Here is a 26,316-nt window from a genome sequence, read left to right on the forward strand (position 1 = left end):
ATGGCAGTTGACACAGATAAAAACCTATATACCGTAGTTTTTGCGGCTATAATGGTAGTAGTAGTAGGTTCCGTTTTAGCCCTTACAGCTTCTGGCTTAAGTGATAAGATTAAGGAAAACGAACGATTTGAGAAGCAGCAGAATATTCTTTACGCTATGGGCGTAAATGAAAATGTTGATGAGGGAAGCGTTAATTTTATTCCTGCAGACAAAGTAGAAGCAGAATTTACGAAGTATATTAAAGAGCAATTAGTTATTGAAGACGGTAAAGTGTCAGATGACAAAAATGCGTATTTAATTGATGTGAAAAAACAAATTGCTTTAGCTAAAAAAGGAGAGAAAGCAAAACTTCCATTATTCGTAGGTGAGAAAGATGGCAAAAAGTTTTACATTATTCCTATGTATGGTAAAGGACTTTGGGATGCTATCTGGGGGTTTATTGCTTTAGATGATAAAATGGTTGTGCAAGGAGTGTATTTTGATCACAAAGGAGAAACTCCTGGATTAGGTGCAAACATTAAACAACGTTATTTTATGGATGATTTTACTGGAGAAAGCATTATGTCAGGGACTAGATATTCTGGTGTAAATGTGGCAAAAGGAAATAATGATCCTATCAATGCAAGAAAAGATGACAATAAGGTAGATGCTCTTGCAGGTGCAACAATTACAGGTAACGGTGTTTCCGCTATGATTGCAGAGACAATGAAGCTTTATGAAGATTATTTAAAAACGATTAGAGTTAATTAAATTATGGGATTACTTTCAAAAAAAGATAGTGGACTGATTTTAGATCCTCTAGCAGATAATAACCCAATTACAATTCAGGTACTTGGTATCTGTTCTGCATTGGCAATTACAGCAGAATTAAAGGCGTCTATTGTAATGGCGGTTTCAGTAATGTTTGTATTAGGAATGGGTAACGTAGTTATTTCATTGATGCGTAACATTATCCCTTCTAAAATTAGAATTATTGTACAACTAGTGGTTGTAGCAGCTTTGGTAATTATAGTGGATCAAGTGTTAAAAGCATTTGCTTATGAATTGAGTAAGACGCTTTCGGTATTCGTGGGGCTTATTATTACAAACTGTATTATCATGGGGCGTTTTGAAGCTTTTGCTTTAGCAAACGGGCCATGGAGATCATTTTTAGATGGTATAGGTAACTCTTTAGGCTATGGTTTAATTTTGATTATAATAGGTTTCTTTAGAGAGTTGTTAGGGTCAGGAACTTTATTAGGCTTTAAAGTTTTAGGGGATCCAATAACTAAAACGGGTTTATATGCTTTCGGATATGAAAACAATGGTTTTATGTTGCTTTCACCAATGGCGTTAATCGTTGTGGGTATCATTATTTGGGTGCAACGTTCAAGAAACCCAGCTTTAGTAGAAGAAAATTAAGTAGTCATTCCAAGAAATTAGTATTATGTTAGAACATGTAGAGTTATTCTTTAAATCCATATTTATTGATAATATGGTATTTGCCACATTCTTGGGGATGTGTTCTTATCTAGCGGTGTCAAAAAAGGTTGCCACTGCGGTAGGATTAGGTGCTGCTGTAATTTTTGTATTAGCTGTTACTGTTCCGTTAAACTGGTTATTGGATCAGTATATATTAAGAGACGGTGCTTTAGCTTGGTTAGGTCCAGAATATGCAGATTATAACTTAAGCTTTTTATCCTTCATCTTATTCATTGCAACCATTGCAACGATGGTACAATTAGTAGAAATTGTCGTGGAGAAATTCTCTCCATCATTATATAACTCGCTAGGTATATTTTTACCACTAATTGCAGTAAACTGTGCAATTTTAGGGGGTTCTTTATTTATGCAATCTAGAGATATTCAAACTTTAGGACTAGCCTTTAATTATGGGTTGTCTTCTGGAATTGGATGGTTCTTAGCAATTTTAGCAATTGCTGCTATTAGAGAGAAAATTAGATATTCAAATGTTCCAGCACCTTTGAGAGGTTTAGGAATTACTTTTATTATCACGGGTTTAATGGCAATTGGTTTTATGAGTTTTGGTGGTATGCTAACGGGTGGTGATGATGCTGCTCCTGAAGTAACTACGGAAACAGCCGTTAAAGAGGAAAAGAAAATAAATAAGGAAATTTCAGAAAAAGAAGTTTCTTATAACGAAGTTTTAAATAAATAAGAATGATTTTAGCTACAAGTACAGGTGGAACAATTGCAATTACGGTGATTGCCTTTATGATTCTTTTATTAGTATTAGTTGCATTACTTTTATTTACGAAAGAAAAATTATCACCTTCAGGTCCTGTTACCATAACAATTAATGGAGAAAAGAAGATTGAGGTTAACTCTGGTGGGTCTTTGTTATCTACTTTAGGGAATCAAAAAATATTCTTACCATCTGCATGTGGTGGTGGTGGTACATGCATTCAATGTGAGTGTCATGTATTATCTGGTGGAGGAGAAGCTTTGCCAACAGAAACCCCTCATTTTTCGAGAAAAGAATTGCTACATGGAGCACGTTTATCTTGTCAGGTAAAAGTGAAACAAGACATGGAAATTACAATTCCTGAAGAAGTTTTCGGAATAAAAAAATGGCCAGGTAAAGTGGTTCGTAATTATAACGTAGCATCTTTTATTAAGGAATTTGTTGTGGAGATTCCAGAAGATATGAATTACAAAGCAGGAGGGTATATTCAAATTGAAATCCCTGAATGTGAAGTAAAATATGCTGATATTGATATTACGGCTCACCCAGAAGAGCATGAAACTCCAGATAAGTTTCAAGCAGAATGGGATAAGTTTAACTTATGGCCTTTAGTGATGAAAAATCCTGAAACAGTAGAAAGAGCTTATTCAATGGCTTCTTACCCTGCAGAAGGAAGAGAGATTATGTTGAACGTACGTATTGCTACCCCACCATGGGATAGAGCTAAAAATGGTTGGATGGATGTAAATCCAGGTGTAGCTTCTTCTTATATCTTTAATTTAAAACCAGGTGATGACGTTGTAATTTCAGGCCCTTATGGTGAATTCTTCATCAACGAGTCAGATTCTGAAATGCTTTATGTTGGTGGTGGTGCAGGTATGGCTCCAATGAGGTCTCATTTATACCATCTTTTCAGAACCTTAAAGACGGGTAGAAAAGTTTCGTATTGGTATGGTGGTCGTTCTAAGAGAGAATTATTCTATCTAGATCATTTCTATAAATTAGAGAAAGACTTTCCTAACTTCAAATTCTATTTAGCACTTTCTGAGCCAGCACCAGAAGATAACTGGAAGGTTAAAGAGAATATTGATGCTCCAGGCGATGGTTTCGTTGGTTTTATTCATAACTGTGTTATTGATAATTACTTAAGCTTACATGAGTCTCCCGAGGATATAGAGTTGTACTTCTGTGGTCCTCCATTGATGAACAAAGCTGTTCAGAAAATGGGTGAAGACTTTGGTATCCCAGATGAGCATATTAGATTCGATGATTTCGGAGGATAATAGCGCATAAAAATAAAAATAACATTTTACGTATAAGAAAAACCGATATATTTATATCGGTTTTTCTATTTTATAACTTTCGTATGACAGCACTTTCTGAACAAGAATTACATAACTTAGCTATGAATATTGTAGGTAAACATTTAGAGGCAGATGGTTTCGAATTTTTGTCAGTAAACAGTACGCTTAAAAAGAATCCCCAGTTTGTGTGTATCAAGGAAAAAGTACTTCATTTTGTGGTGGTCAAATGTATAAGTTACCCCAATGATCCAAAAGATTTAGATCATGCTAAATTATTAAAAATGAAAGATCATGCAGAAAAGTTTGAGGCGCTAACGTATTATGCAGGTGTTGGTCTAGTCAATGCAAAAGAATATAGTTTACCTGTTTATTTAAATGAAGATTACATAGTTGATTATGATGGACTTATTAAAATTTAGAGTATTTAAGTTAATAGTAATAATAGTATTAGGAGGCCTATTTAATTCTTGCGAAGAGGTTTTTGTTGAAAATAGACAAACGGGGTCTGCATTGGGAACAACTTATTCTATTCTATTTTATGATACACAAGCTAGAAATTTTGAAACAGAAATAGATTCTGTTTTTACGGCTATTAATCACTCCATGTCTACCTATATTCCCGATTCAGATATTTCTAAAATAAATGCAGGTGATAGTTCGGTAGTTGTCGACGTTATGTTCCAAGAGGTTTTTAATTTATCGAAAGATATCAATGCACGTACAGAAGGTTATTTTGATCCCACGGTTGGGGTTTTAGTGAACTCTTGGGGTTTTGGTCCTGGAAAGCAAATAGAACTAGACAGTACGCGTGTAGATAGTTTGTTGCATTTTGTTGGTTTTGGTAAAGTAAGGTTGAATGAGGATGCTACGATATCAAAAATGAATCCTAATATAGTATTCGATTTTAATGCTATAGCAAAAGGTTACGCGGTAGATCGTTTAGGAGCTTTGTTAAAAGCAAAAGGAATATCAAATTATTTGGTAGAAGTAGGAGGAGAGTTGGTTGCTAAAGGAAAAAACTTGGTAAAAAATAAAGATTTTGTGGTGGGTATAGATGATCCACAGGCCAATGACAGGTCAACGCCAATTGCAAAAATAAACTTACGAAACAAAGGGCTTGCTTCTTCGGGAAATTACAGACATTTTAGAGCGGATCCAATTTCTGGAGTTAAATATGTACACACTGTAGACCCTATAACGGGGTATACGAAAAATTCAAATGTTTTGGGAGTAACCATCTTGGGGAGTACCTGTGCAGAGGCAGATGCGTACGCTACTGCTTTTATGGCTATGGACTTAGAGAAATCTACGAGTCTAATTTTAGATAAGAAAGATTTAGAAGCTTTAATTGTTTACATCGATGGTAATGGAGCTGTTAAACAATTTAGAACTAAGGGTTTTGATAACGTAATGGTTAAATAAACTTACGAACAAGTGGCAGTATTTCTCCAGTAGCTAAACGATACTTGTCAATTTCTGTTGGAGTTAATGTAGCGGTATAGTCTACTTCATCTACGTGGAATCCTATTTCCCTAAGTTTAGTAAAGTAGTCTCTTCCGTAAATTCTAACATGATCGTATTGTCCAAATATCTTTGCACGCTCTTTACGGTCCGTTATGGTATCATCCTCAAAAGTAACTGCTCTCTTTAAGTCTTGAGGTATTTGTAAAATAGCCCATCCATTAGGTTTTAAAATACGATAGAGTTCTTGCATGGCTTTAGTGTCATCTGGAATGTGCTCTAATACGTGATTGCAAAATATAATATCGAAACTATTATCTGCAAAAGGAAGATCGCATATATCAGCTTTTATATCCGCAAGTGGTGAATCTAAATCTGTTGTTGTATAATTTAAATTTTCTAGCGCTTTAAAACGTTTGAAAAATGCCTGTTCAGGGGCAAAATGTAAAAGCTTAGACTTCTTAGTAAAGAAATCCGTTTCCTCTTTTAAATACAGCCATAGAAGTCTGTGACGTTCTAAGGATAGGGTAGAGGGAGATAATACATTCTCTCTAGGGCTTTCGTATCCATAAGGCAAAAATCGTTTAAAACTTTTGCCGTCAATAGGATCTGTATACGTGTCACCCTGCATGGAGAAAGCCAATACAGGTCGCGCCAAATAACTTAATTTAATAAGTATTGGTCTAGGTATGGTATTTAAAATATACTTGAAAATTTTTGACACTAATTTATGGGGTTTTCGCTAGTGAAAATGTAGGTGACGCTGCTATTTTTTAATGCGTTTAGATTTTTAATTGTCTAAACTCATCTTCTTCGTTGCTTTCAATACCTAAAGCCTCGTAAATATATTTGAAGGTAGATAAAAGTTCAGGCTTTCCGTTTACTAAGGCAATATCATGCTCAAAATGGGCACTTGGTTTTCCATCAGCCGTTAAAATAGTCCAACCATCTTTAAGTTGTTTTATTCTATGCGTTCCTAGATTTGTCATTGGTTCTATAGCAACCACCATGCCTTCAATAAATTTCTTTCCTCGTCCTCTTTTGCCGTAATTGGGCATTTCAGGATCTTCATGCATTTTACGACCTAAGCCGTGCCCTACCAATTCACGTACCACACCATAGCCGTGATCTTCCGTAAATTTTTGAATCGCATAGCCAACATCGCCAACACGATTGCCAGATTTAAATTCTCGGATGCCAACATACAGTGATGCTTTGGTAACGTCTAATAATTTTTTGGTTTCTGGAGCTACTTCACCTACTTCAAAGGTGTACGCATGGTCTCCGTGAAAATCATTTTTAAAAGCTCCACAGTCAATGGATATAATGTCTCCTTCTACTAGTGGGGTATTGTTAGGAATTCCGTGTACTATTTGAGCATTAGGACTCATGCAAAGTGAGTTTGGGAAATCATACAAGCCTAAAAAGCCAGGAACAGCTCCGTGGTCACGAATAAAAGCTTCTGCCAAAGCATCTAATTGTAAGGTAGTAACGCCTGGTTTTACTTCGCTAGCAAGCATTCCTAAAGTCTTTGAAACGATTAATGCGCTTTCGCGCATTAATTCTATTTCTTCTGTAGTTTTTACTATAATCATAGAGTGCAAATATACGTTTTTTGGTACATTTTATACCAATGGTTTCTGGGTCATTAATGCAGGTTGTGCAACGCCCATAAGTTTTAAAATTGTAGGAGCAATATCTCCTAAAACACCATCATTGATTTTAAGGTGATCTTCATCTACTAAAATTAATGGTACAGGATTAGTGGTGTGTGCTGTATTTGGACTGCCATCAGGATTAATCATTGTTTCACAATTTCCATGATCTGCAATAACGATACTAGAATACCCATTTTTTAAACCGGCAGTAACTACTGCCTCTGCGCAACTATCTACAACTTCGCAAGCCTTAATAGCTGCTGCCATAACTCCAGTATGACCTACCATATCAGGATTGGCAAAATTTAAACAAATAAAATCAGCATCTCCCTTTTCCAATTCAGGAATAATAGCATCTCTAATCTCATAAGCACTCATTTCTGGCTGAAGATCATAAGTGGCTACCTTAGGAGAGGGGCAAAGTAATCTTTCTTCGCCATCAAAAGGTGCTTCACGACCTCCATTAAAGAAAAAAGTTACATGAGGATACTTTTCTGTTTCGGCAATTCTAATTTGCTTTTTACCAGCTTCAGATAAAACCTGTCCTAAAGTTTTATCAATATTATCTTTATCATAAACTACATGGATGTTTTTATAAGCATCATTGTAATTCGTCATTGTTACATAATATAAATCTAGTTTATGCATGTTTTCTTCATGCATATCTACTTGACTTAATACTTCTGTAAGTTCACGACCACGGTCCGTTCTAAAGTTGAAGAAAATTAAAACATCGCCATTTTCAATTTTTGCGATAGGGGTGTTGTCTGGGTTAGTTGCTACGATTGGTTTAATAAACTCATCCGTAATATCAGCGTCATAGTTTTTTTGTAATTCTGCCGCTATATCATTGGTTTTAGTTCCTAAATTATTTACTAAAAGATCGTAGGCTAGTTTAATACGTTCCCAACGCTTATCTCTATCCATTGCATAATAACGACCAATGACAGTTGCTATTTTTGCTTTTTTATCTGCACAAAAATTGTTAATATCGGTAATATACCCTTTTCCACTTTTCGGGTCTACATCTCTACCATCTGTAAAACCATGAATAAAAACCTTATCAAGATTATAAGATTCACTAGCTTTTATCAATCCTTTTAAATGGGAGGTATGGCTATGAACACCACCATCACTTAATAAGCCCACAAAGTGAACAGGTTTGTTATGTTCTTTTGCGTATAAAAAAGCTTCTTTTAATACTTTTTCATCTTTTAGCGTATCTTCTTTTACTGCTTTATTTATTTTGGCTAAATCTTGGTATACAATTCTACCTGCGCCTAAATTCATATGACCAACTTCACTATTGCCCATTTGTCCTTCAGGAAGACCAACATTCATACCGTCAGTTAGTAAATTCGCATTGGAATATTCTTTCTGAATTCGGTCTATAAAAGGAGTGTTTGCATTATCTACAGCTGAGACTTTTGGGTTAGGAGATTTACCCCAACCATCCAAAATCATCAATATTACTTTTTTATTCATCGGACTAATTATTTGTTACCTCAAAAATAAGATGAAAAGCCAGTATATGCTAGAAAATAAAGCTTCTTTTTACAATGTTAAAATTGTCTAAAAGGAGGAGGTTTAAAAATGACTAAATGTTAAAAAAATGTTATTTAGGCTTTTAAGGTGAAACAATTTCTCCTCAACGTCGTCTCTACAGTATAATCAAAATATATATTCATCAACATCAAAAAATCAACATCATGAAAAAATCATTCGTAATTGCAGTTCTAGGTCTTACATTAATTAGTACAAGTGTAAAAGCAGAAACTAGTTTTAATTCTTCTCCCGAGACAACTATCAACATTAAAAAAATCACAGGATTAAGTTCCTTTTGTAATGCTATTTTAAAGGGAGATATTCAAACCGTAAAAAGCATGATCTCTTTAGGGGAAGATGTAAACGAAAAATCATTAGGGATGACACCCGCTATTTTTGCGGCTCGTTATAATCGTGCTGATATATTAGAACTACTTATTGAGAATGGAGCAGATATTAAAGCTAAATGTGATAAAGGAAGAGGGATTAAAAGACATGCTGAACTATCTGGTGCAGTTGATGCATTAGCCGTAATTGAAGCACATTGGAAGAAAAAATAATTTTAGACTAAATGTCTAGAAATTAAAAAGCCATCTAAATTTTAGATGGCTTTTTTTAAGTTTACTTCTTCTAGTGTTCAAGTAAAAGAGCTGCTTTGTTAAAATCTAAATCCGTTTATAGCTCTAAATGCAAATGCATAAATTGCCATAGAAATCATTAGTACAGAGAATAATGAATAGATTTTAAGTAGTACTACAATAAATGCAGGTCTACAATTTTCAAAAGCTTCTAAGTAAACATTTCTGAAATGTGTGAGTGTACCCATCTAGTTTCATTTAAATGTTTATAAATCAAAGCTATAAGGATTAAGTGCTGTGTAAAAATTCGGGGTTGTACAAAGCTAATAATTTATTGTACAAAATCGATGTTATAATAATATATTAGTTGAAATGCACTATTCTTCTTTTAGGTGTTTTTCAATAGTGGCTTTTATCTTCTCAATTCTGTTTACAAGATCTAGATGTGTATTCTGAAAATTCAGGTAAACGATTAGAACCATCCGCAGCTTTTAGAATTTCCAATACTTTTATCATTCCATAGGGATTATATCCTGATTTAATCATAAAAAGAGCACCAAGATCATCACTTTCTAATTCGTTATTGCGCTCGTTTTGGGTACTATATTTTGATCCATACTATTAACGATCCTTTCCAAGTCTCCTGCACCAACGGTTGTTGTTTGTTAAGTAGGTGAATCTGCTATACGTTCTGCAGAATATCTTCTAATTGTGTGGTCAATTTCATGATCCATTACGCCTGTGAGCAGTACTTTATTGGTCTCAAAAATAGTTAAAACTATGCACTTTAGTGCATTTCGCTTTAGCTTCTAAAAAGACCTACCTTTGATTTATGGCTGAACAAAGGACTAATGGACATAGCGTTTCGAGGTTGACTGCTCACTTAGTTTGGAGTACAAAATATCGTTATTCTGTTTTGGAAGGCGATATTCAGATTCGTTGTCGAACAATCTTATTACAAATATGTGATTCTGAAGATGTTCAGATATTGAAGGGAGTTGTTTCAAAAGACCACGTTCACATGCATATTGAATATCGACCATCAATGAGTCTAAGCTATTTGATGAAGAAGTTAAAGGGTAGAAGTTCTCGAAAGCTTCAACAAGAATTTCCTGCATTAAAGTCAAAATATTGGGGTCGTCACTTTTGGGGAATAGGTTATGGTTGTTGGAGTACAGGTAATATAACTGATCAAATGGTTAATGAGTATTTGGAGCATCATAGAAAGCCAGATGATGGAGAAAACACAAATTTCATATTGGAACGATGACTTTTGGGTGACTTTAAGTCACCAGCCAGAAACTATGGACTTTAAGTCCATAGTGGTTCATTTAATTGTGAAAATAGTGTATAGGTAATAAAACAGTGTCCGCCTAGTAATGTAAAGGCTTTAATACTTTGGTCATCTGCGCACCAATGGTAATTTCTTAATCAACTGTTATGGTACTATGCTACTCGCGATCTGTATACAGATTTTCTGCTGTAATGCTGTATTTTTTAATAAATGCAAAAGCGATAATAGCTAGGCCTATACATATTCTAATTTTCCAATTACCTCTTTTCATGGTTAGTGTTTTAGGAGTATTTGTTACAAGAAAAAAATTAAAGAAGTTTAGGGTTAATATCTAAAATATTATCAGTGATGTAGGTTCTTAAGAATCCAGAAGTAAAATGCTCGCTTCCAATAAAATCTTCATCTTTATAAATCTGTAATAGGTTTTTACCGCGTAAGGTTTCTAACATGGGTATAGAAATAGGAGCATAGCTGTAGTGCCATGGCTCATATTTAAAACCTCTTCTTTTTTTATCATCAGTATAAACTAAATAAAAACCAAATTTCTCAGCGTTTTCATCCATCCACTTTTTGAAATCTGCAAAAGGTTGACCTTCACCATACTTTGAAGGGACAAGTACATCTCCACTTACTTTTTGGTAGCCATCAATTACATCAATGTCTGTACCCCAATGGTGTCTGCTTGTTCCTGGAATTGTTGAATATTCTATGATTTTTGAGATTGCGGCAAGCGGCGCCATCCCTGCATCCGTATATTTTATAAACTTATTTTCGAAAATTACTTGCTGGCGATCAAAACTACGGTAGCTAGAAACAATTTTTAAATCGATACCGCCAGTATATGCAGCTCTTTTCATTTCTATAAATGCATCGTGTGCTTCTTTTCTTAAGTTTATCCCTTTTCCAAACAACTCAATTCTGGTTTTTCCCATCAATTCTAAAATAGAATATTCTACATCTTTATCTTGAGCAAGCGTTATGGAAGGTACTAATGCTAAAGCGATTCCTGATACTGTTGTTTTTTTTATAAATGATCTTCTCTGCATTTCTATATTTTTTTAAACATGACGTAATGTTCCCCTACTAAGGGTATTTCAAATATCGGACCAACTTTATGATATCCTAAGTTAGTGTAAAATCCAACGGCCGAAACCCTCGCATTCATCCAAAGGGTAATTTTTTCTTTTTTCTTTACTAATTCTTCTCCAGATAGGACTAACTGCTTGCCAAAACCATGACCGTGGTATTCGTCTAAAACCGCCATTCCTCTTAGTTGAGCTGCCTTAATAAAATTGTGATCTGCGTGGTTTGCATTGTAAAATGATGCAACAGCTACCAGCTTATCTTTTAAAAATCCGCCTACATGAAAGGTATCTGGCAACTCATCACCAGCAAACCTACACGTCGTAATAGGCCTCCCTTTTCTTAAAACAGGATGGCGTACCGGATAGGTTTCTTCTGCTGATATCAATTTAGATACTAAAGTAGTAACGGTATTTTTGTCCATTATTGTCTTTTAGGAATGCTAAATTAAAGATACATGTTCTTATTTCAATACGCTAGAATTAATTATTTAAGTAAAGATATCCTTGGTGGGTCACTTCAATATCAAATAATTTTACAACATAGAAGTAAATACCATCAGGGAGTCCTTTGTCTTTACTGATTGTAAATTTGTTATTAGCAGTACCGTCAAATAAGTTTTTGTAATTTTCTACGGTATATACAATACGCCCCCATCGGTTATAAATTTCTATTTTGTTATTTGGTGAAAGAGCAACGGCATCAATCACCAAGTAGTCATTTATACCATCATTATTAGGCGTAAGAATATAGTTGTCTAAGGTGATGCTTGCTGTACTTAAACTTTCTCCAAACGTGATAATTTCATAAGCGTTCGGTAAAAATGTAGTAGAGGTAATGCTCCCTGAGGTAAAATCTCCTGAAAAGTTAGTATTCCCTAAATCTACCCAAATACCCTCCGTTTTGTCCCAGCCAACAACACGCAAGTCTTCAATGCGGTCTACGATATTGGCAATGTTACTATCTGCATCCCAGGTTAGTATAACGGTTGAAAGTATATCTCCATCTAAGTCCCAATATTCATAGGTGCTAATACGTAATAAAATATCACTTTTTTGGTCGGTACTAAAATTTGTAGGGAAGGTAGACGGTACATTTGGGTCCTCATAGAAATAGGCAGCTTTTGCTAACGCATTTACGCTACTAGATCTTAATTCTATGGGGCGTAATTTGTCTATAATTCCTGTGGGAAATAGAAAACTTTGCTTATTTGTTAATGCTGCATAACCATCTACTTTAGTCCTATTGGTTTCCCCAGTGTAAAAAGCATCATTAATATAATCTAAGGTAATGGCTAATTGATTTCTGGGCGTCACAACGTTACCAATAATAAAATTGCTATTGTTGGTGATACCGACACCTACCTCTAGGTTTAAGTGATTCGTAACTATAATTTCGGCATCTTGAAAAATAGGTCTAAAAGCTCCAGAAATTGTAAGATCATCTGTGTTGTAAAAACCGACCAGACCCGTATTTTCATCAAAAGACCCGTTGTTAATTAGGTTGTCGTGAAATCCTAAACGACCCCCTTCATGTATTTTTAAGGCACCAAAATTTTGTGCTTGTTCTTGAGCGCTACTAGGTGTTATGCATAATAACAATCCACCTAAAAAAACGACTATGTTTTGTGTACTATTCATGGTGTTGTTATTAGAGGTCTAAAATGGTAAACATAAACTCAGAATCAAATCTTGCTCTATCTGTTCCACCATTATCATTATCACCCATAATAACTTCAAAAGTAGTTGTAGTTTGATTGGTGTAGGCAATTCCTGGATCATCATTGCCGACTCCTCCGCGTCCTGGTTGCGATATTTGTATGATGTAATTAGAGTCTGAAGTTGTTCCGGCAGGAAGATTTACTTGGTAATGTCCTACTCCGGTAAGTTTTGTTATGGTAATCCCTGCGGTTGCTTTTAAAATAGCACCATTAGCTGCTATTTTACCAAAAGCTTTAATAGGACTTTCATAAAATAGGCCAGAATCTGTCCCTAAAGACACACTGTTATTGGCATCGGTACTTACTGTTGCAGCAGGAGCAGGGTCTATCCAATCTGTTCCTGTTGTTGTAGTACTTAATACTTGACCTGCAGTTCCTGCATCGCCATCTTTATCTTCAAAAGACCCATTTAAACGCATGTTATTCCCAATATGTAAACTTTCGTCTGGAGTTGCTATTCCGATACCTACATTTTGAGAAGCATCAATTTTAATAGCTTCTGTTCCTCCGGTAGAAAAGCCTAACTGATCTGCAGCTACTCTATACATTCCTGTATTACCGTCATCATTAAAGCGGTATGATGGGGAATTAGCAGTTCCGTTAGCATTGGCAAATGAAGTAGCTCTTACTTGTCCGCTTACCTGTAATTTATGTGTGGGAGAACTTGTTCCAATCCCTAACCTATTGTTGGTGGTATCCCAAAAAAGTTGGCCATTGTCTTCTGTTGGTGCGCCAGATGCTCCAGCGAAGAATATAGATCCTGCGGTTCCTGTATGGTTTAATTCATCCGTATCTACCCAAGAAACGGAACCTGTATTATCGGTAATAAGGGATTGGTTATTGCTCCCCGGGGCAATTTTTGTTGTGGTAACATTGGCATCACTAATTTTAATCGTAGTAACAGCATTTGTTGCTAAATCATCTGTGGTTACTTCCCCATTTGCAATTTTTGCTGTAGTAATCGCATTGTCTGCAATAGCTAGGCTTACATTGGTAAAGGTAGCATTTGTACCACCAGTTATATCTATATCTGTAGACGTAATAGAACCACTAGATAAACCATCTACATAATTCTTGGTTGCAGCATCTTGAGCATTTGTAGGATCATTTAAATTGGTGATATTAAAATTACCCATCGCTAAGGGGCCTACCATAGCATCGCCGTTGGCATTTACATAACGTGCATCGTTGGTAGATAAATCGGTAGAAACTTCTTGCCAGCCTGTCATATCATCAAAAATAAAAGCGACACCATTCCGGTCTGCATTAGGAGCTACTTCACCTGAAACAATGTAGATGTCAGAATCTACGGCTGTAACAGGGATGTCTGCTTCTAAGCCTGTACTCGTGCTTGATAAAATAACGGCTACATTTCCGTTAGATGCAGGTGCAACGCCATTCACGGTTCTTACTATACTGGCGATATCATTAAATCCTCCAGTTTCGTTGGTAAAACGTAGAATACTATCGTCTCCAGGAGCAACACTTAATGAAGTTACGGTTTCATCAATTTCAACACTAGTACCATTGGTCTCTGTAATTGTAGCAATTCTATTTCCTGCAATTACATTGGTCACAGTTAAAGCATCAACTTCTAAAGCTCCAGTAGTTGCGTTTTGGGATAATCCCGTTCCTGCTACATCTGCATTTATTTTTGCTGCGGTAATTGCATCGTCTTCAATCGTTAAAATACCTGTGTTACTAAGGGTAGCATCACCACTTACAAGTACGGCTTGGGCTGTGTTTGACCCATCGCCCATAAAAATGTTGCCATTGTTTAACGTATTTGCTGTAGTAATTTGATTGTCTACATACGTTTTTACGGCAAGTTCTGTTGGGAATAATACATTAGTAGCATCAGCCAAGGTAATATCGGTTGATTTGTTTACTGTATTTTCTTTGTCATTTTGTAAGTCTGTAATAGCAGTTGTATTTGCAGTTTCCGCTGCGGTAGCTCTTGTTTCTTCTGCGGTTATGGCATCTTCATTTGTAGTTTCTGCTGCAGTAGCTCGTGTTTCTTCGTTAGTAATTGCAGTAGTATTTGCTGTAATAGCTGCGGATTCTTCTAAAGCGGCTAAATTAACAGTAACGGCAGAAGTTCCTTCAAAGATGGTTAATTGACTGGAACTATTCAGTACAGCAGAGGTAATATCATCATCTTGTCTAATTAAATTGAATTGATCGTCTACATAGGTTTTTACGGCCAGTTCTGTTGGGAACAATACGTTAGTAGCATCAGCTAAAGTGATGTCGGTAGATTTGTTAGCCGTGTCCTCTTTATCGTTTTGTAAATCTGTAATATCATCTGCATTAGCCGTTTCTGCTAAGATCGCTCTTGCTTCTTCATCGCTAATGGCTGTTGCATTTGCAGTTTCTGCATTCGTTGCTCTAGTAACTTCGTTAGTTATGAGTGTTGTGTTTGCGGTAATGTCTGCCGATTCTTCTAAACTTGAAAGGTTGACATCTATAGAAGTTGCTGTACCTTCTTCAATAGTTAAGATATTTGTTGCAGCATCTAAAGTGGCAGCGGTGATATCATCATCTTGATTGACGCTTCCTATTTGATTGTCTACATAAGTTTTTACGGCCAATTCTGTTGGGAACAATACGTTAGTAGCATCAGCTAAGGTGATGTCAGTAGATTTGTTAGCCGTGTCTTCCTTGTCGTTTTGTAAATCTGTAATATCATCTGCATTAGCTGTTTCTGCTAAGATTGCTCTTGCTTCTTCATCGCTAATGGCTGTTGCATTAGCTGTTTCTGCATTTGTTGCTCTAGTAACTTCGTTAGTTATGAGTGTCGTGTTTGCGGTAATGTCTGCCGATTCTTCTAAACTTGATAGGTTGACATCTATTGAAGTTGCTGTGCCTTCTTCAATAGTTAAGATGTTTGTTGCAGCATCTAAAGTAGCGGCGGTTATATCATCATCTTGATTGACGCTTCCTATTTGATTATCAACATACGTCTTTACAGCTAGTTCTGTTGGGAACAATACGTTGGTAGCATCAGCTAAAGTTATGTCTGTAGATTTATTAGCTGTGTCCTCTTTATCGTTTTGTAAATCTGTAATATCATCTGCATTAGCCGTTTCTGCTAAGATTGCTCTTGCTTCTTCATCATTAATCGCTGTTGCGTTTGCTGTTTCTGCATTCGTTGCTCTAGTAACTTCGTTAGTTATGAGTGTCGTGTTTGCAGTGATGTCTGCTGATTCTTCTAAACTTGAAAGATCTACATCAACACTTGTTGTTCCTTCATTTATAGTTAATAGGTTTGAAGTTGTATTTAGTGTTGCCGCAGTAATATCATCATCTTGATTGACGCTTCCTATTTGATTATCAACATACGTCTTTACAGCTAGTTCTGTTGGGAACAATACGTTGGTCGCATCAGCTAAAGTGATGTCTGTAGATTTGTTGGCCGTGTTCTCTTTATCGTTTTGTAAATCTGTAATGTCGTCTGCGTTTGCAGTTTCTGCAGCAGTCGCTCTAGTCTCTTCATCGCTAATCGCTGTTGCATTTGCAGTTTCTGCATTTGTTGCTCTAGTAACTTCGTTAGTTATGAGTGTCGTGTTTGCGGTAATGTCTGCCGATTCTTCTAAACTTGAAAGGTTGACATCTATAGACGTTGCTGTACCTTCTTCAATAGTTAAGATGTTTGTTGCAGCATCTAAAGTAGCGGCAGTAATATCATCATCTTGATTTACGCTTCCTATTTGATTGTCTACATACGTCTTTACAGCTAGTTCTGTTGGGAACAATACGTTAGTAGCATCAGCTAAGGTGATGTCAGTAGATTTATTAGCCGTATCCTCTTTATCGTTTTGTAAATCTGTAATATCATCTGCATTAGCTGTTTCTGCTAAGATTGCTCTTGCTTCTTCATCGCTAATCGCTGTTGCGTTTGCAGTTTCGGCATTCGTTGCTCTGGTAACTTCGTTAGTTATGAGTGTCGTGTTTGCAGTGATGTCTGCTGATTCTTCTAAACTTGAAAGGTTGACATCTATAGACGTTGCTGTACCTTCTTCAATAGTTAAGATGTTTGTTCCAGCATCTAAAGTAGCGGCGGTGATGTCATCATCTTGATTGACGCTTCCTATTTGGTTGTCTACATACGTCTTTACAGCCAGTTCTGTTGGGAACAATACGTTGGTAGCATCAGCTAGAGTGATGTCAGTAGATTTGTTAGCCGTGTCCTCTTTATCGTTTTGTAAATCTGTAATATCATCTGCATTAGCTGTTTCTGCTAAGATTGCTCTCGCTTCTTCATCGCTAATGGCTGTTGCGTTTGCAGTTTCTGCATTCGTTGCTCTAGTAACTTCATTAGTTATGAGTGTCGTGTTTGCGGTAATGTCTGCTGATTCTTCTAAACTTGATAGGTTGACATCTATAGACGTTGCTGTACCTTCTTCAATAGTTAAGATGTTTGTTGCGGCATCTAAAGTAGCGGCAGTAATATCATCATCTTGATTGACGCTACCTACTTGATTGTCTACATAAGTTTTTACGGCCAATTCTGTAGGGAACAATACGTTGGTAGCATCAGCTAAAGTGATGTCTGTAGATTTGTTGGCGGTATCCTCTTTATCGTTTTGTAAATCTGTAATATCATCTGCATTAGCCGTTTCTGCTAAGATTGCTCTTGCTTCTTCATCGCTAATGGCTGTTGCGTTTGCAGTTTCTGCATTCGTTGCTCTAGTAACTTCGTTAGTTATGAGTGTCGTGTTTGCAGTGATGTCTGCTGATTCTTCTAAACTTGAAAGGTTGACATCTATTGACGTTGCTGTACCTTCTTCAATAGTTAAGATGTTTGTAGCAGCATCTAAAGTAGCGGCAGTGATATCATCATCTTGTTCAATAGCTAATAGTTCTGTATCTACATAATTTTTTGTTGCTGCATCTTGCGCATTTGCTGGATCGCTTAGATTGGTAATGTTGTAGTTACCCATTGCTAAGGGCCCTACCATAGCATCTCCATTAGCATTTACATAACGGGCATCACTGGTAGATAAATCAGTAGTAACCTCTTGCCAGCCATTTACATCATCATAAATAAATGCGACGCCATTCCGGTCTGCATTTGGTGCCACTTCTCCCGATACAATATAGATATCAGAATCTACTGCGGTTGCAGGTCTGTCTAATTCTATACCTGTAGAAGTACTTGAAAGAATTACGGCTACATTACCGTTAGAAGCAGGGCTTACCCCATTAACGCTACGAACAATATTAGGGATGTCATTAAAACCACCAGCTTCATTGGTAAAACGTAAGGTAGATTCGGCTCCTGCCTGAACAGAGAGTGACGTTATGCTTTCATCGATTTCTACAGAGGTACCATTTGTTTCTGTAATCGTTGCAATTCTATTTCCTGCAATAACATCAGTTACTTCTAAAGCATCTACTTCAAGAGCTCCGGTTGTCGCATTTTGAGAAAGACCAGTTCCTGCAACATCAGGATTTAAATTAGCTGCGTTTACTACGTCATCAGAAATAGTAAGGATTCCTGTATTGGCAATAGTAGCATCACCACTTATAATTACCTCTTGTGCTGTGTTGGTCCCATCGCCTAGGTAAATAGCGCCATCTGCTAATGTATTAACTGCCGCTACTTGAGTGTCTACGTATGTTTTTACTGCTAGTTCTGTTGGGAATTCAACATTGGTAGGATCAGATAAGGTTATATCTGTAGATTTGTTAGCCGTGTTTTCTTTGTCAGTTTGTAAATCTGTAATGTCATCTGCGTTTGCTGTTTCTGCCAAGATTGCTCTTGCTTCTTCATCGCTAATCGCTGTTGCATTAGCTGTTTCTGCATTCGTTGCTCTAGTAACTTCGTTAGTTATGAGTGTTGTATTTGCAGTGATGTCTGCTGATTCTTCTAAACTTGATAGGTTGACATCTATTGAAGTTGCTGTACCTTCTTCAATGGTTAAGATATTTGTTGCAGCATCTAAAGTAGCAGCAGTAATATCATCATCTTGACTTACACTACCTACTTGCGCATCTACATAGGTCTTTACGGCTTGTTCCGTTGGGAAGTCTACATCAGAATTATCGGCTAGGGTGCCGTCTGTAGATTTGTTAGCCGTGTCTTCTTTATCATCTAATAAGGTAGTAAAGTTTGTGGTGTTTGCGTTAATATCATTTTGTAATGCAGTAAAAGCGGTATCCGTATCCGCTTTAATAAAATCTATAGCATCCTGTACATTGGTTGCGGTGATTCCTGAAATACTATTGTTGTAACTGTTGCTGTCTGCAGCAGTATCTATTAAAAGTGTGGTAGTGCTATTACTAAAGGTGTAGGTGCCATCACTATTATCTGTTAAGTTCGCCTTTTCTACGACCACATCAATACCAGCTTCATTGGTATAGGTGAATGTACCATTGTTATTATCGGTAATAGTGGTGATGGTTTGACCGCCAGTTACATCAACACATAAGCTAGTCCATGTGTTATTTCTGTATTGATACAGGCAATCTTCATCGGTGTTGTAAGCCAACGCTCCGTTGATAGGGGTTATAGCATTCATCTGCGCGTTTGTGATACGAGTGACTACTAATACTTTAGAATTGCTTTCTAATTCAAGGATAGAATTGGAGTCTATACTATTAATATTATCTCCTACTTTTACTTGGCCGTAAGACATGCCAATGGTGAGTAGCAATACAGCTAGGGGGAATGTGATTTTCATAACAATAATGGTGTGTGTTTCCGTAAAGTTAGAAACCACAGCGCATTAAGTCAAACAAATTGTTGTGAAACTTAGAAAATACACGGTATAGGCGTGAGAATAAAGATTACTTATGTTGTAAGAATAAACTTATATAAATATAGTATTCTCTTTGTTGGAGTGCATTCCGAAGCCTTAAGTGTTCTTTAAAATCAGTAAGAATTTATATGTTAAATTTTCGCAATTAACGGTTTATTCCTTCCAAAATCCTAATAAGTGGGTTGTGCTAAGTATAAAAAGCCTTGAAACTCATATCCTAAATCATACATATTTACAATATAAAAGTAGATGCCTGAAGGTAAACCGGCGTCTCTCTGAATAACATTATTATCTATATTAGAAATTCCGGCAAATTCATTCGTGTAATTTTCTTGTCTAAAGACTAAGAGCCCATTACGATCGTACAATTTTAATTCATTCTGACTAGATAATGCTAACTCTTCAATGACTAATACATCATTAATACCATCACCGTTAGGGGATAAATAAAAATTATCAATGGTCAAACGGTCTTGTGGTACCAGTAAACTACCGATGGTAATAATCTCATAGTCGTCCGGGAGAAATTCTTCAGAAGTAATAATCCCATTTTCAGCATCGCCACTTACGGCACTATTTCCTAAAATATGCCATTTCTGTTCTGCTTTACTCCAGCCCACTACCAATAAATTCTCTGTAACTTCTGTCAAGGCATCAATAGCACTTCTGTTATTCCAAGAAATAGTTACGGTAGAAAGTACACTACCTTCCAAGCGCCAAAATTCGTGGGTATTGATTAAACTTAATTGTCGGTCTTTATCTTCGGTATCAAAAGTTTGAGTGAACGATAAAGGAGCATTTGGGTTTTCAAAGAAATAAGCACATTTAGCCGTTAAGTTTACGCTATTGCTATTTAAAATTAAAGGACGCAATTGAAACTCGTCTCCAATAGGAAACTGATACGTTTGCTGATTGGTCATTAAAGCATACCCATTTACTTTAGACATATTACTTTCGCCATTGTGCATGGCATTGTCTAAAAGTCCAAAATAGATGTCTTCTAATGATTTTTGAGTCATGATATCACCAGCAACAAAATTTACGTTATTGGTGGCGTTTGCTGCAATATTTAAGGTAACGCCACTGCTTGCAAATATTTCAAAATCATAAAAGATAGGAGAGACTGTTCCTTGAATGTTTAAAAAACGGGAACCGTAAAAACCTACCAAACCTAAGTTTTGATCAAAGGGCGCATTATTGATAAAGTTGGTATGAAAACCGACTTCGGCACCGTCATGCAATTGCATGCCACCGGTATGGTTCAATGCCGTTTGTGCATTACTTGCCAGACCAAATAATATAAATAGGATGTAGTGTAGGTACTTCATATTAAAAGTCTGTTACGGTATAGTACCATGATGAATCTACTCTTGCTCCAGCACTGTTCAATGTTTCTACTTCAAATTGTGTTGTTGTAGGTGCAGTTGCTAAACTTGCAGCGTATACTCTAATTGTAGAAGCTGTGCCTGTGGAACCTAATAATGTTAATTGAATGGTATAAAGACGATCTGCTCTTGTGTTTCCAGTAATAAAAGTTACTCTATAATAGCCAGTACTTATTTTAGAAGTTACCGCGCCATTCTCCTTCGTAGGTGAGCTAGCTAAAGGAGGAGTTGTTGAGCCATTAGCAGCTTGGTTCACCATTCCCATAGCAACAACAGCAGGAGCTTTCCACTCTGTTCCTGTAGCGGTAGAGGTTAGTACCTGTCCTGCAGTGCCTACAGATGAATTTGCGTCTTCAAGAGTGCCTTCTAGTTTTAATTTTTCACGAACAATAACACTTGTGTTTCCAGATGTTTCATCAATGTTTAAAGCTTCTATACCACCAACACTAAAACCTATTTCGTCTGCAGCGGGTCTACTCATACCAGTATTGGTGTCATCGCCAAAGCGATAAGAAGGTTCAGTTGTTGATCCATTAGAATTCAAAAAACCTTGAGATCTAATAGCTCCAGTTACTTGAAATTTATTAGTTGGGGCATTAGTTCCAATACCAAATCTATTGTTTGTACTGTCCCAAAAAAGCTCTGTATTATTTTCTACTAATCCACTAGCCCCATCAGAGAAAAAGATAGAACCTGCAGTACCCATAGGTATACTGGTCGCAGGATCTTGCCAAGTAGCAGCGCCTGCGCCATCTGTTGTTAAGATCTGGCCAACTGTACCGTCTACATTGGTAATTGTATTTGCACCAATAGTTGCTGTACCTGTTGTGGATAATGTTCCTGTAGTAGAAACATTATCGGTAAATACTGGGTTAATTTTTGAACCGTCTATTGCAGCTCCTGCATTTACATCAGCATCAACAATAGAATTGTCTTCAATTTTACTAGTTCCAATACTGTTATCGATTACCTGTAATCCATTTGTAGCATCAATTTCAATAGTTGTATTGTCAACTAAAACATTCAAAGCATTTGTCGTAGCATCATTCTCTAGACCAGCTCCAGCAACATCTGCATTTAAATTAGTAGCGGTGATCACGTTGTCTTCAATTTCAAGAAAACCAGTGTTTGTTAATGTAGCATCACCAGTAATGGTATTTGGTTGTGCAATACCTGAGCCATCACCAATAAAAATAGTTGCATCTGCTAAAGCATTAGAACCTGTAATTTGAGTATCTACATATATTTTAGTTGCCGCATCTTGATCTAAAGTTGGGTCAGCAACATCAGTAAGTTTAAAAGTTCCTACAGAAAGGTCAGCCGTTGGAACAGCAAAACCTGTTAAAGATATTCCTGCTTTATTTAGTTTTTCATCTGTTACATTCGCGTCTAGAATTTTAACTGTCGTGATTGCATCATCTTCAATTTCAAGAAAACCAGTGTTTGTTAATGTAGCATCACCAGTAATGGTATTTGGTTGTGCAATACCTGAGCCATCACCAATAAAAATATTGGCATCTGTTAAAGCATTAGAACCTGTAATTTGAGTATCTACATAAATTTTAGTAGCAGCATCTTGGTCTAAGGTTGGGTCAGCTACATCAGTAAGTTTAAAAGATCCTATAGAAAGGTCAGCCGTTGGAACAGCAAAACCTGTTAAAGATATTCCTGCTTTATTTAGTTTTTCATCTGTTACATTCGCGTCTAGAATTTTAACTGTCGTGATTGCATCATCTTCAATTTCAAGAAAACCAGTGTTTGTTAATGTAGCATCACCAGTAATGGTATTTGCTTGTGCAGTACCTGTTGCGTCTCCAATAAAAATAGTAGCATCTGCTAAAGCATTAGAACCTGTAATTTGAGTATCTACATATATTTTAGTTGCCGCATCTTGATCTAAAGTTGGGTCAGCAACATCAGTAAGTTTAAAAGTTCCTACAGAAAGGTCTGCTGTTGGAACAGCAAAACCTGTTAAAGATATTCCTGCTTTATCCAGTTTATCATCTGTTACGTTAGCGTCTAGAATTTTATCTGTGGAAACTGCATTGTCCGCTAATTCATTTTCTGTAATGCCATCGGCAGAGACAGCTAAGGTTAAAGGGTCTACATTGCTTCCTGCGCCACTAAGTGTTAGTGTAGGGTTTGTAACACCAGTAACTTCATTTCCTATAATACCATCTACTTCAGTAATTGCTAGAGTAGATTGGTCTGCAAGTACCCAATCCGTTCCATCATATCTTAATATTTCACCAGCTGTTGTGCCATCGGCTAACTTAGAAGGCGTAATCGTTCTATCTAAAAGATCTGCATCTGCAATAGTGCCATCTAAAATATCTTCAGATTGTACCGTTTCATTTAAAATTTTTGCACTGTTAATTCCATCATCAGCCACTTGTACTCCGTTTACAGCATCAACTTGAAGTGTCGTGCCATCAACATTGACCTCTAAATCCATAGCGACTAAAGCAGCATCAAGAGCAGTACCAGTAATAGATCCGTTTGTAGAAGTAACATCTTCTCCTAAGTTGGCGGCTATAGTAGCAGCATCTTGCCATTCAGGATCTCCAGTAGCACTAGTTCCTAAAATTTTATTTTCATCACCTGCAGTAGTTCCTATCTTTTCTGTAGTTACAGCATCATCTACTATTTCTGCAGTGTTTACGGCGTCATCTGCAAGTTTTGCATTCGTAATAGCATCATCTGCTACGTCTACTTCAGCAATAGTACCATCTAAAATATCTTCTGAAAGTATCGTTTCATTTAAAATTTTATCGGTAGTTACAGCATCCGGACCAAGCTTAACATTGGTTATCCCTGCGTCTGCAACTCTTATCTGTGTATCTTTTAAGGTAGCGCCATCGCCATTGGTCACAATTATAGAGTTATCAGTACCTGTGCCTGCCACTAATTCATTGGAAAGTAATTTTCCGCTAACATTATCCACATTTAAAGGTGCCCACTCAACGAAAGAACTTGCGTTAGTTTGTAAGATGGTATTGGGTAAGCCAGCCGCCATTTTTCCAGGTTGTATGGCTCCATTCTGAATTTTAGCATTGCTTACGGCATTGTCTGCTAATTTATTTTGGGTAACCGCTCCGTCTACTAATTTTGTAGTACCCATAGTTCCATCTTGAATGTTGGAAGCATTTAATAAACCTACTTCAAAATTATAATTGGTATCTGTAGTTTTGGTGATGCTAATAGATTCAAAATTACCAGGGTTCTCTAAGGCTTCACTCGTAAAGCTAAGGTTCTCCCCAAAAGCTTCACAAATATTAATCCATTGGAGTCCGTCATAATAATGCAAACATTGCTCTTCGGTATTATAGACCATAGCACCTTCTAACGGAAGAATGGCATTCATTTGAGCCGTATTTACACGGTTAATTACAAAAGCTTTGTCAATGCTTTCTAATTCTAATAATGATGCTGGATTTATGGTTTGTGGGTTGTTTCCTATTTTAACTTGGGCATTAAGAAATCCTGCTCCAAGTAATAGAAATGCTATAATTACAACTGCTTTGAAATTAAATTTGTGCATAAGTGTAAGAACTTATTAGGGGTTATTTTTGATAAAATTACAATTATATAAAGATTTCACCCCTTTTTTAGGATGAAATGCAATTGCTCTAGTTTAACTGATTGAAAGTTAAGGTTTAGCTCTGTAAATTAACACTATTTTTACTTTCTTATTGTGGCTAGAAGTGTAGGTTTATTCCCTCATACGGGACTTTATTTTGCTCGAAAATTCTTGCTTCAAATGCCCCTTTTAACGTACTAATATCATTTTCAATATATATAAAACTACCTTCTCGTAAGCCTACTACTGGCGTTGTATTAAAACAATGAAATTCTTTAATTCTGGTTTCCCTTGTTTCTCCATTATGGTTACTTTTTGGGTCTGGATCTAGGTAATGTGCATTGATATTAAAATTAACCAAACCTAGAGTATTAAAACTAGGAGGGTAAACAATGGGCATGTCATTGGTAGTTTGCATATTTATGCCCGCAATATTACTTCCTGCACTCGTTCCAAAATAGGGAGTGCCTTTCGTAACTTTATCTTTTAAAGGGATCATTGCCGCAAGTTCATGTAGCTGTTTTACCAATAAAAAAGTGTTGCCGCCACCTGTGAAAAAAGCTTCCGCATTTTGGATTCCTGTTCTGGCATCTTCAAAAGTGTGTAAGCCGATAACCTCTTTGCCTATTTTCGCAAATGCCTTAGCGACAAGAGCAGTATACGCGTCATGAGAAATTCCGCTTGGTCTAGCATAAGGAATAAAAGTGATGGTTTTTACGTCTTTAAAAAAGACTTCCAGTGTTTCTAATAGATAGGCTAAATATGCTTCTCCGTGTAATGTAGAGGTGCTGGCAAGTAGTAATTTTTTCAATTTGTAGTAATTTTTGAGCTGCTAAATTAACAAAAGTTTAATGGTGCATTATTTTTTTTTGAGAGTAACTTGCATTTTCTTTATGCTTAACTTTAACTTGTGATAATACAGTACCTTATAATAGGTATACACAAGTGTAGGTATGAACACTACTTGTTTCTTAGATAAAACTAACCTTATGAAAAAAATTATACTATTGGTACTTTTAGGTACATTCTCAATTGCGCAAAGTTTTGCTCAAGATGAAGAACGTACCTACTTACGCGGTAAAGTTATGTACCGCAATAGCAATGTTCAGAATGAAAATGTAATTAATGTAAATACGGAATTAGGAGTCATAACCAATACCAGTGGGGAGTTTGCCATTAATGTTAAGGTTGGCGATGAATTGGTTTTTACGGCATTAAATTATCAAATGAAACGCGTTATTATTACGCCAGAAATTTTAGCGAATAACAGACTTGTTGTTGAAGTTAATGAAAAAGTTACAGAATTAGATGAGGTAGTGGTAGGGCCAGAAAACCAAGAAGCTTTTTTGATTGTAAAAAATGAAGAGTTTAAAAAATACGAATATGGTATTGATGAAACTTCTAGAGTAGAAAATATAGCCATGTCTGACCAAGAACGTGGTATGCAAAACGGAATCAATTTTGTAAACATTTTTAAAGCCATTAAAAAAGGAATTAAAAATGAAGATGGCACAGCAGCAGAACCGGCACCTAGATTAAAAGTTAGTGATGTGCTTCGTCAAGTTTACGATGATCAATTTTTTGTCTCAGATTTACAATTGCCACAAGATAAAATTACTCAGTTTTTATACTATTGCGATACACGTTTACCAGAACAATCGCTCCTAAAAAAAACCAATGAGTTTGAATTGATTGATTTTCTAGTGAATGCAAGTAAAGATTTTCGTGCGCAATTAGATGATAAAAACTAGTCTTTATA

At 36.3% G+C, this 26,316-nt stretch carries 20 protein-coding genes; 9 read left to right on the forward strand and 11 right to left on the reverse strand.

Annotated features, from left to right (window positions below; genetic code table 11):
• The 6 genes from CELAL_RS11235 to CELAL_RS11260 all read left to right on the forward strand — a co-directional run bounded on the left by CELAL_RS11235 (window position 1) and on the right by CELAL_RS11260 (window position 4,911).
• Window positions 1–750, forward strand: coding sequence for a Na(+)-translocating NADH-quinone reductase subunit C (locus CELAL_RS11235; RefSeq protein ID WP_013551029.1), 750 nt, complete (start codon window positions 1–3; stop codon window positions 748–750).
• Between the two features lie 3 nt (window positions 751–753).
• On the forward strand, window positions 754–1,401 hold the full coding sequence (locus CELAL_RS11240) for an NADH:ubiquinone reductase (Na(+)-transporting) subunit D (RefSeq protein WP_013551030.1): 648 nt from the start codon (window positions 754–756) through the stop codon (window positions 1,399–1,401).
• A 25-nt stretch (window positions 1,402–1,426) separates the two neighbouring features.
• The gene (nqrE, locus tag CELAL_RS11245) at window positions 1,427–2,158 is read left to right on the forward strand and encodes an NADH:ubiquinone reductase (Na(+)-transporting) subunit E (RefSeq protein ID WP_013551031.1); all 732 of its coding nucleotides are present in this window, start codon (window positions 1,427–1,429) and stop codon (window positions 2,156–2,158) included.
• 2 nt (window positions 2,159–2,160) lie between these two features.
• Window positions 2,161–3,468: an NADH:ubiquinone reductase (Na(+)-transporting) subunit F gene (gene nqrF / locus CELAL_RS11250; protein ID WP_013551032.1), complete on the forward strand. Its 1,308-nt coding sequence runs from the start codon at window positions 2,161–2,163 to the stop codon at window positions 3,466–3,468.
• 83 nt (window positions 3,469–3,551) lie between these two features.
• Complete coding sequence (locus CELAL_RS11255; protein WP_013551033.1) at window positions 3,552–3,908, forward strand: hypothetical protein; 357 nt, start codon at window positions 3,552–3,554, stop codon at window positions 3,906–3,908.
• Window positions 3,886–4,911 carry an FAD:protein FMN transferase gene (locus CELAL_RS11260; RefSeq protein WP_013551034.1) on the forward strand — a complete coding sequence of 342 codons (1,026 nt, stop codon included), beginning with the start codon at window positions 3,886–3,888 and terminating at the stop codon, window positions 4,909–4,911. Before CELAL_RS11255 ends, CELAL_RS11260 begins: the two co-directional genes overlap by 23 nt.
• On the opposite strand, the gene CELAL_RS11265 is transcribed toward CELAL_RS11260, so the two are convergent.
• Genes CELAL_RS11265 through gpmI form a run of 3 tightly spaced genes read right to left on the reverse strand, consistent with a single transcriptional unit; the run spans window position 4,904 to window position 8,093 of the window.
• Window positions 4,904–5,674 carry a class I SAM-dependent methyltransferase gene (locus tag CELAL_RS11265; protein WP_013551035.1) on the reverse strand — a complete coding sequence of 257 codons (771 nt, stop codon included), beginning with the start codon at window positions 5,672–5,674 and terminating at the stop codon, window positions 4,904–4,906. The genes CELAL_RS11260 and CELAL_RS11265 overlap by 8 nt on opposite strands.
• A gap of 58 nt (window positions 5,675–5,732) precedes the next feature.
• Window positions 5,733–6,545 (reverse strand): type I methionyl aminopeptidase, encoded by an 813-nt coding sequence (gene map, locus CELAL_RS11270; protein WP_013551036.1) that lies wholly within the window; start codon window positions 6,543–6,545, stop codon window positions 5,733–5,735.
• Window positions 6,546–6,575: 30 nt separating this feature from the next.
• Complete coding sequence (gpmI, locus tag CELAL_RS11275; RefSeq protein WP_013551037.1) at window positions 6,576–8,093, reverse strand: 2,3-bisphosphoglycerate-independent phosphoglycerate mutase; 1,518 nt, start codon at window positions 8,091–8,093, stop codon at window positions 6,576–6,578.
• Window positions 8,094–8,317: 224 nt separating this feature from the next.
• Here gpmI and CELAL_RS11280 point away from each other — a divergent pair, with 224 nt between their 5' ends.
• Entirely contained in the window at window positions 8,318–8,713 is a 396-nt protein-coding gene (locus tag CELAL_RS11280; protein WP_013551038.1) for an ankyrin repeat domain-containing protein, read from the forward strand.
• Window positions 8,714–8,811: 98 nt separating this feature from the next.
• Here the strand turns inward: CELAL_RS11280 and CELAL_RS22375 are convergent, their stop codons facing one another.
• A complete protein-coding gene (locus tag CELAL_RS22375; RefSeq protein ID WP_013551039.1) occupies window positions 8,812–8,979 on the reverse strand; it encodes a DUF6747 family protein in 168 nt (55 codons plus the stop codon).
• Between the two features lie 584 nt (window positions 8,980–9,563).
• On the opposite strand from CELAL_RS22375, the gene tnpA reads away from it, so the two are divergent.
• The gene (gene tnpA / locus CELAL_RS11290; protein ID WP_013549065.1) at window positions 9,564–10,001 is read left to right on the forward strand and encodes an IS200/IS605 family transposase; all 438 of its coding nucleotides are present in this window, start codon (window positions 9,564–9,566) and stop codon (window positions 9,999–10,001) included.
• Window positions 10,002–10,333: 332 nt separating this feature from the next.
• Here tnpA and CELAL_RS11295 read toward each other — a convergent pair whose 3' ends face one another.
• From CELAL_RS11295 to pepE, 7 genes are all read right to left on the reverse strand, one after another.
• The gene (locus CELAL_RS11295; RefSeq protein WP_013551041.1) at window positions 10,334–11,071 is read right to left on the reverse strand and encodes a M15 family metallopeptidase; all 738 of its coding nucleotides are present in this window, start codon (window positions 11,069–11,071) and stop codon (window positions 10,334–10,336) included.
• Between the two features lie 2 nt (window positions 11,072–11,073).
• Window positions 11,074–11,532 (reverse strand): GNAT family N-acetyltransferase, encoded by a 459-nt coding sequence (locus CELAL_RS11300; RefSeq protein WP_013551042.1) that lies wholly within the window; start codon window positions 11,530–11,532, stop codon window positions 11,074–11,076.
• A gap of 58 nt (window positions 11,533–11,590) precedes the next feature.
• Window positions 11,591–12,748, reverse strand: a complete 1,158-nt coding sequence (locus CELAL_RS11305; RefSeq protein WP_013551043.1) for a gliding motility-associated C-terminal domain-containing protein — start codon at window positions 12,746–12,748, stop codon at window positions 11,591–11,593.
• A gap of 10 nt (window positions 12,749–12,758) precedes the next feature.
• Window positions 12,759–19,514, reverse strand: coding sequence for a beta strand repeat-containing protein (locus CELAL_RS11310; RefSeq protein WP_041557706.1), 6,756 nt, complete (start codon window positions 19,512–19,514; stop codon window positions 12,759–12,761).
• A 248-nt stretch (window positions 19,515–19,762) separates the two neighbouring features.
• Entirely contained in the window at window positions 19,763–20,920 is a 1,158-nt protein-coding gene (locus CELAL_RS11315; RefSeq protein WP_013551045.1) for a gliding motility-associated C-terminal domain-containing protein, read from the reverse strand.
• 1 nt (window position 20,921) lies between these two features.
• Window positions 20,922–24,518: a beta strand repeat-containing protein gene (locus CELAL_RS11320; protein WP_013551046.1), complete on the reverse strand. Its 3,597-nt coding sequence runs from the start codon at window positions 24,516–24,518 to the stop codon at window positions 20,922–20,924.
• A gap of 157 nt (window positions 24,519–24,675) precedes the next feature.
• Complete coding sequence (gene pepE, locus CELAL_RS11325; RefSeq protein WP_013551047.1) at window positions 24,676–25,368, reverse strand: dipeptidase PepE; 693 nt, start codon at window positions 25,366–25,368, stop codon at window positions 24,676–24,678.
• Between the two features lie 178 nt (window positions 25,369–25,546).
• Here pepE and CELAL_RS11330 point away from each other — a divergent pair, with 178 nt between their 5' ends.
• Window positions 25,547–26,308, forward strand: coding sequence for a carboxypeptidase-like regulatory domain-containing protein (locus CELAL_RS11330; protein WP_013551048.1), 762 nt, complete (start codon window positions 25,547–25,549; stop codon window positions 26,306–26,308).
• Window positions 26,309–26,316: the final 8 nt, after the last annotated feature.

The organism is Cellulophaga algicola DSM 14237, assembly GCF_000186265.1.
Classification (GTDB): domain Bacteria; phylum Bacteroidota; class Bacteroidia; order Flavobacteriales; family Flavobacteriaceae; genus Cellulophaga; species Cellulophaga algicola.